The organism is Micromonospora musae, assembly GCF_003626545.1.
GTDB classification, from domain to species: Bacteria; Actinomycetota; Actinomycetes; order Mycobacteriales; family Micromonosporaceae; genus Micromonospora; species Micromonospora musae.
Genome location: NZ_RAZS01000009.1, coordinates 260,400 through 266,399 on the forward strand (window position 1 = coordinate 260,400; position 6,000 = coordinate 266,399).

Annotated in this window: 6 protein-coding genes; 3 read left to right on the forward strand and 3 right to left on the reverse strand. The window is 70.8% G+C overall.

From position 1 onward, the window contains the following. Positions 1–225: 225 nt before the first annotated feature. Positions 226–888 carry a DUF4097 family beta strand repeat-containing protein gene (locus D7147_RS24440; protein WP_120681589.1) on the reverse strand — a complete coding sequence of 221 codons (663 nt, stop codon included), beginning with the start codon at positions 886–888 and terminating at the stop codon, positions 226–228. A 227-nt stretch (positions 889–1,115) separates the two neighbouring features. Here D7147_RS24440 and D7147_RS24445 point away from each other — a divergent pair, with 227 nt between their 5' ends. After that, positions 1,116–1,871, forward strand: coding sequence for a GbsR/MarR family transcriptional regulator (locus D7147_RS24445; RefSeq protein WP_120681651.1), 756 nt, complete (start codon positions 1,116–1,118; stop codon positions 1,869–1,871). A gap of 19 nt (positions 1,872–1,890) precedes the next feature. Here the strand turns inward: D7147_RS24445 and D7147_RS24450 are convergent, their stop codons facing one another. Continuing rightward, positions 1,891–2,730 carry a helix-turn-helix domain-containing protein gene (locus tag D7147_RS24450; RefSeq protein ID WP_120681591.1) on the reverse strand — a complete coding sequence of 280 codons (840 nt, stop codon included), beginning with the start codon at positions 2,728–2,730 and terminating at the stop codon, positions 1,891–1,893. Between the two features lie 112 nt (positions 2,731–2,842). On the opposite strand from D7147_RS24450, the gene D7147_RS24455 reads away from it, so the two are divergent. Beyond that, positions 2,843–3,442 carry an NADPH-dependent FMN reductase gene (locus D7147_RS24455; RefSeq protein ID WP_120681593.1) on the forward strand — a complete coding sequence of 200 codons (600 nt, stop codon included), beginning with the start codon at positions 2,843–2,845 and terminating at the stop codon, positions 3,440–3,442. A gap of 52 nt (positions 3,443–3,494) precedes the next feature. Here the strand turns inward: D7147_RS24455 and D7147_RS24460 are convergent, their stop codons facing one another. Continuing rightward, complete coding sequence (locus D7147_RS24460; protein ID WP_120681595.1) at positions 3,495–4,718, reverse strand: glycosyltransferase; 1,224 nt, start codon at positions 4,716–4,718, stop codon at positions 3,495–3,497. Between the two features lie 622 nt (positions 4,719–5,340). On the opposite strand from D7147_RS24460, the gene D7147_RS24465 reads away from it, so the two are divergent. Then, complete coding sequence (locus tag D7147_RS24465) at positions 5,341–5,880, forward strand: DUF1062 domain-containing protein (protein ID WP_233563379.1); 540 nt, start codon at positions 5,341–5,343, stop codon at positions 5,878–5,880. The last annotated feature ends 120 nt before the right edge of the window (positions 5,881–6,000 follow it).

A 6,000-nucleotide genomic window follows, 5' to 3' on the forward strand; every position in this document is an offset into this window, starting at 1 on the left:
CACGCCGCCTCACCGGGCGCCCGTCCTTCCGTCCGCGGTCGCCCCGCGCCGGTGGGCGCCGGGACTTCCCGCCGCCGCCGCCGGCCGGGCCCGGCGATGACCGGGAACGCCGAGGCGGCGTACGCCGGCAGGGTGCCGGAGTACGCCGCCCTCGGGCGTGACCAGTTGCGGGAGGCGGCTCGCGCTCCTCGGGTCACGGTGCGACTTCTAAAGCAGCGGGGCTGCTCAGAGGCTGCGGGCGACGATGTCGCCGTGGGTGGTGGTGGCGCGGATGTCGAGCTCGGTGCTGCCGTTGTTCTTGAGGGCGTTGCTGACGCGGCCATAGCCGGTGCCGGCGTCCAGGGCCGCCGAGACGCCGGCGGCGGCGACGACCGAGATGTCGCCGGACTGGGTGTTGAGCACGACCGTGCCGCGCACGGCCTCGGCGATCCGGATGTCGCCCCTCGCGGTGCTGATCTCCGCGGGGCCGGTGAGCCGGCCGACCTCGACGTCGCCGTCGATCGCGGTGAGGCGCAGGCTCGCCGCCTCGTCGAGCTTGATCTGGCGGTACGCGCCTTCGAACGCGACGTCGCCGAGTCGGCCGACGCCGCGCAGCTCGGCGGCGGCGGTCTTGGCCTCGATGCGCGAGCCGGCCGGCAGCTGGACGGTGACCTCCAGGGACCCGGAGGGGCCGAGGAGCTTGTTGGACACGGCGGTGCGGATCCGCAGGACGCCGTCGCGGTATTCGACCTCGGTCTGCTCCGCCACCTTCACGTCGCGGCTCTTCGAGGCGTCCGTGGGCAGGACCTCGACCGTGGTGTCCACCCGGTCGGCGGCGATGAACTGCACCCGCCCGGCGGGGATGTCCAGGACGGCGGTGATCGGGGCGGGGGTGTCGAACTTCTGCATCGTGCTCTCCTCTTGCGCTTGCTGTTTCTGACATCGGAAACGCTACGTTGCGTTCATGTCTGAGGCAACAGGCCCGTTGCGTATGACCAGCATTCACACAGCTCAGGGGCCGATAATCGTTGCAACGGGCGTGAATTCAACGCAACGTTTGTGTCGTCGCGCGTTGCAATGAAGCAGAAGTGAACGCTATGCTCAGTGCGTTCGGGAAGCGGTGGAGGGAGATCGGGATGCCGGGCGGCAGGCTCACCCAGCAGGAACGCCAGCAGATCGCGCTGGGGCTGACCGACGGGCTCGCGTACGCGGAGATCGCCAGACGCCTCGACCGGCCCACCTCGACCATCACCCGTGAGGTGATGCGCAACGGCGGCCCCACCGCCTACCGCGCCGACCTGGCCCACCGGGCCACCGGGCACCGTGCCCGCCGGCATCGGCAGGTCGCCGCCCGAGGCCCCGGCACGGCCCCACAGGCCGACGGACGCGACCCCGAGGTCGTGCGCGAGTACGAGGAGGTGTTCACCACCCTGCTCATGCAGCAGGGCCTACCGAAGATGATGTCCCGGGTGTTGACCTGCCTCTACACCACCGACGCGGGCAGTCTCACCGCCTCGGAACTCGTGCAGCGCCTCCAGGTCAGCCCGGCGTCGATCTCCAAAGCGATCACGTTCCTGGCGAACCAGGGCCTCATCCGGCGGGAACGCGACGAACGCCGGCGCGAGCGCTACGTCGTCGACGACGACGTCTGGTACCAGGGGATGATCGCCGCCGCCCGATCCAACATCCAGCTCGCCGAGACCGCACGGCAGGGCGTCCGGGTCCTCGGCCCCGACACCCCGGCCGCCGCCCGCCTGGAGAACATCGCCCGCTTCGTCGACTTCGTCACCGAGAGCCTCACCCGCGCTGCGGAGCAGGCCCGCGAGATCCTCTACACGAAGACCGAGGCGACGCCGGGTGCCGACGCCGCGTCGCGCACAGAGCACGGGTAGCGGGCCTGTCGCGTTCCCCTCACACCACGCGGAGCGCGGCGCGTCGCGGCCGGTGGCGCAGTCGATCGACCGCCTTCGCGGTCGCCTCGTCGGCGGGTAGCCAGACGACCAGCTGCTGGGCGTCCGGGGTGGGAAGTTCGAGCGTCTCCCGATCCCAGCGCAGCGGGTCGGTGTGCGGGTGGTTGAGGGTGAGCGGCACCCGGGGCGGGGGCAGATGGTGGTGCAGTCGCCGGGTGAACTCGGCGCCGGCGACCGGCGCGAACTCGGCCGTGAACCACTCGAAACTCTCGGTCGAGGGCCCGAGCCACAGGTTGAAGACCTGCTCGTCGGCGATCTGGTCCCAGTCCGCGAGGACGGCCCGGGCCTGCGGGTGCGTGAAGACGTACCGGGTGAGGTTGGGTTCCTCGGCGTCCAGCAGGCCGGTGGCGCGCATCACCGTGCCGAAGCCGTCGGTGTGGGCGAGCACGTCGCCGAGCCGGTTGGTGACGAAGGCGACGCCCGGCTCGACCAGTTCGAGGATCCGGCGGACGTTGGGCCGTACGGTCCGCGCCGGCGGCGCCGGCCGCGAGCGGTCGACGCAGAGCCCGCTGCTGATCTTGGCAAGGTAGCGCAGGTGGGTGCGTTCGGCCGCGTCGAGGTTGAGCCCGTCCGCGAGGGCCTTGACGATGGGGTCGGACGGGTTACGGTCGCGGCCCTGCTCGATCCGGGTGAGGTACTCGACGCTGATGCCGGCTCGGGTGGCCAGCTCCGAACGCCGTAGCCCCGGAGCGCGTCGCCGCTCGTGCGCCGGGAGCCCCAGATCCTCCGGCCGCGTGCTGTCGCGCTTGGCCCGGACGAAGTTCCCCAACGGCGTACCCATCCTCCGAGCGTACGACCTGATCAGCCGGGCGGACCGGGCGTAGGGTGGCCGTGCGGGGGCCAGCCTGCGACCGGCCTGGCTAGGAAGCCACGAACCGCCGACCGTTTACGGCATGAACCCCAAGAACAAGCTCGTGATCATCGTCGGCAGCGTCCGCGAGGGCAGGTTCGGGCCGGTCGTCGCCGCGTGGGTGGCGGAGCAGGCCCGGACGCAGGGCGACTTCGAGGTCGACGTCGTCGACCTGGCCGACGCGGACCTCCCGCTGACGCTGCCGGCCGCCCCGCCGAAGTTCGCCGGCGAGAACTACCCCCGGCCCGAAGGGATGCGGGACGTCACCGCGAAGCTGGCCGCCGCGGACGCCTTCGTCATCGTCACGCCCGAGTACAACCACAGCTACCCGGCTTCGCTCAAGGCGCTCATCGACTGGCACTTCACCCAGTGGACCGCCAAGCCGGTCGCGTTCGTCAGCTACGGCGGCGCGGGCGGCGGCCGGCACGCCGTGCTTCACCTGCAGAACGTCCTCACCGAGCTGCACGCGGTGACCATCCGCGACGCGCTGGCCTTCCCGAACTACTTCACCGCCTGGCAGGACGGGTCACCTCTCGACGCCGCGGCGGAGAGCTACGCCAAGACCCTGCTGGTGCAGCTCGACTGGTGGGCGAAGGCCATGCGCGCCGCCCGAGCCGAAGCTCCGTACCCGGGCGGAGCGTGACGCGGGGCCGTCACCCGGATTTTCCGGAGGTGGCGTGCGGCGGCTCCCGGTGTCAGCCGACCATGTCGCGCAGCAGCTTCGCAGCCACCGTCGCGCCGTCGGTGCGGACAGTGCCGGCCACGGCGGTCGCCCGGGCTCGGGTCTCGGGAGAAAGTGCGACACCGAGCAGCGCGTTCAGGGACTCGAAGGTCGGGTTCGGGCCGTCGTGAGCCGCGCCGATGCCGAGGTCGGCCACGCGGCGGGCCCAGTACGGCTGGTCCGCCATCTGGGGTACGACCACCTGGGGCGCGCCGGCCCGGGCGGCCGTGGTCGTGGTGCCCGCCCCGCCGTGATGGACGACGGCAGCGACACGTGGGAACAGGGCGTGGTGGTTGAGCTCGCCGACGGCGAGGCAGTCGACCTGGCCGTCGGTCACGGCCAGGTCGGCCCAGCCGCGGGAGAGGAGCACACGGTGACCCTGCGCGCGGACCGCCTCGACGGCGGCCCGGGCCACGCCGTCCGCGTCACGCATCGGGATGCTGCCGAACCCCACGTACACCGGCGGTTCGCCGGCTTGGAGGAACGCCTCCACGTCGGTCGGCAGCGGACGGTCGTCCGTCCGGAACCACGCGCCGGTCTGCATCACGTCGAGGTCGGCCGGCTCCTGCCACGGGCTCAGGACCGGATCGGTGGCCAGCCAGGGGCGGTCGGTGAGGACGTGTTCGCGGAAGTGCTCCACCGGCGGCAGGCCGATGGCCGCCCGGTGGCTGTTGAGACCGGTCCCGAACAGTACGTTCATGGTTTCGGCGTCCAGGTCCCACAGCGCCCGGTTGTCGGTCACGCTCGGCGGGAACGGCCGGCCTGGCCGCTCGAACGGCGGGTGATGCGGCGAGGGCAGGTAGGCGGGGAAGTAGGAGACGAAGACGTAAGGAATGCCCCGGTGCTCGGCGGCCGTCCTCGCGCCGGCCGCGGCCGGCAGTAGACCGGTCGCCAGGATCACGTCGCACCCCTCGGCGGCCGCGATGACCGCCTCATAGGTCGTGGCGGTCATCGCGGCCGCGCGTGCGGGCAGCCCCTCCGCGGGAGCGTTCGTCTTCCCGGTGAGCACCGCCTTCACGAACGGGCGCACCGGCTCGCCGATCGGCACCAGCGGAAGGCCGACGGAGTCGAACAGCTCCGCGAAGTCCGGAGGAGTGCACATCCGTACGTCCGCTCCAAGCTCCCGCAGCTGCATCGCGACCGCGACCAGCGGTTCGACGTCTCCGCGCGACCCGTAGGCCATCAACAGCACACGCATGTGGTGAGCCCCATCTCGTGAGATTTCCGGGCTCGGCCTGGCGCGGCCCGGTCCGGTGGTCAGTGGCAGTGATCGACGCAGGCCAGCCTCGGTAAGGGCGGCTCGTCCTCGCAAAAGGGGAGATGGGTACGGATCAGGTCGGGGTCGGTAGCAGCGGCCTGGCCTCGTGTTCCTGGGCTGGGTGGTCGATTCTGCGGCATCCCCGGGGTCTTGCCGCAAGCCGCCCTGTGCGCGATATTCTGATCATGGAGAGAGCGGCTGCCCGCCTCTCCCAATTCGATCGACGGGGACAGCGGTCACGGCCGCATCCGCCTCGACGGCACCCGTTGAGCTTCCGGTAGCACCGACGAACGTCCGGTCGGGAAAACTGGTTGAGCCCTCCTTCGGCCGTGAAATACGTTGCTGGCGGCCCGTCGCAGTGAGGACAGAGGACGACATCGCATGACCCCGCCTGCTCTCTAGACCTGACAGCTTTCATCGCTCACCTGTAGCCGACGCTCCCGTCGGCTACGCCGGGCTGCCCTCGTGCGCCCGGTCATCCAGCGTTCGAGGCCGCGCGTGATCGGCCTCGCGTCAGGTCTAGAGATCAGGTCTAGAGATCATGTCTTCACAACCTCATATCGTGCTGCCCTGGGTCGTTCGCCGGACCAGGCTGCCGCTGCTGTCGTTGCGGTGCGTGGACTGCCGGTCGGAGTCGGCGACCACCGGCGGCGGCAGGTTCCGCGTCAACGCCAACGGCAAGCTGCTGGACGTGTGGCTGCTGGTCCGCTGCGTGTCCTGCGACCGGACGAGCAAGCTCACCGTGCATGAGCGCAAGCCGGCCAGCTCCTTCGATCCGGCCGAGCTCCACGGCTACTACGTCAACGATCCACAACTGGTGGCGTGCACGCTCTTGGACCCGCTGCTCGCCCACCGCAGCCGCTTCAACCTCGACTGGACGGGGGCCTGGCGGCTGGACACCCCGTCGGCCTGGCTCGACGAGGCGTGGCCGGTCCGGGTGGAGGTCGCCTTCGACGATCCGGTACCGGTGCGCCCGGAACGGCTCATCGCCCACGGGCTCGGCCTCAGCAGGAACGAGGTGCTGCGCCGGATCAAGTGCGACGTCGGTCTGCGTCGTCGTACCAGCGCCGGATTCACCTTCACCGTGCTGGCCGGCGACTAGGGCGTGTCCTGTCGATCTTGTAGTGGTTGATGGTTGACGATGTGCCGGTGGTGCGTCGTGGTGAGTTGACCGATGAGGCGTGGGTGGTGATTGCGCCGTTGCTTCCGGAGCCGGGTGGTG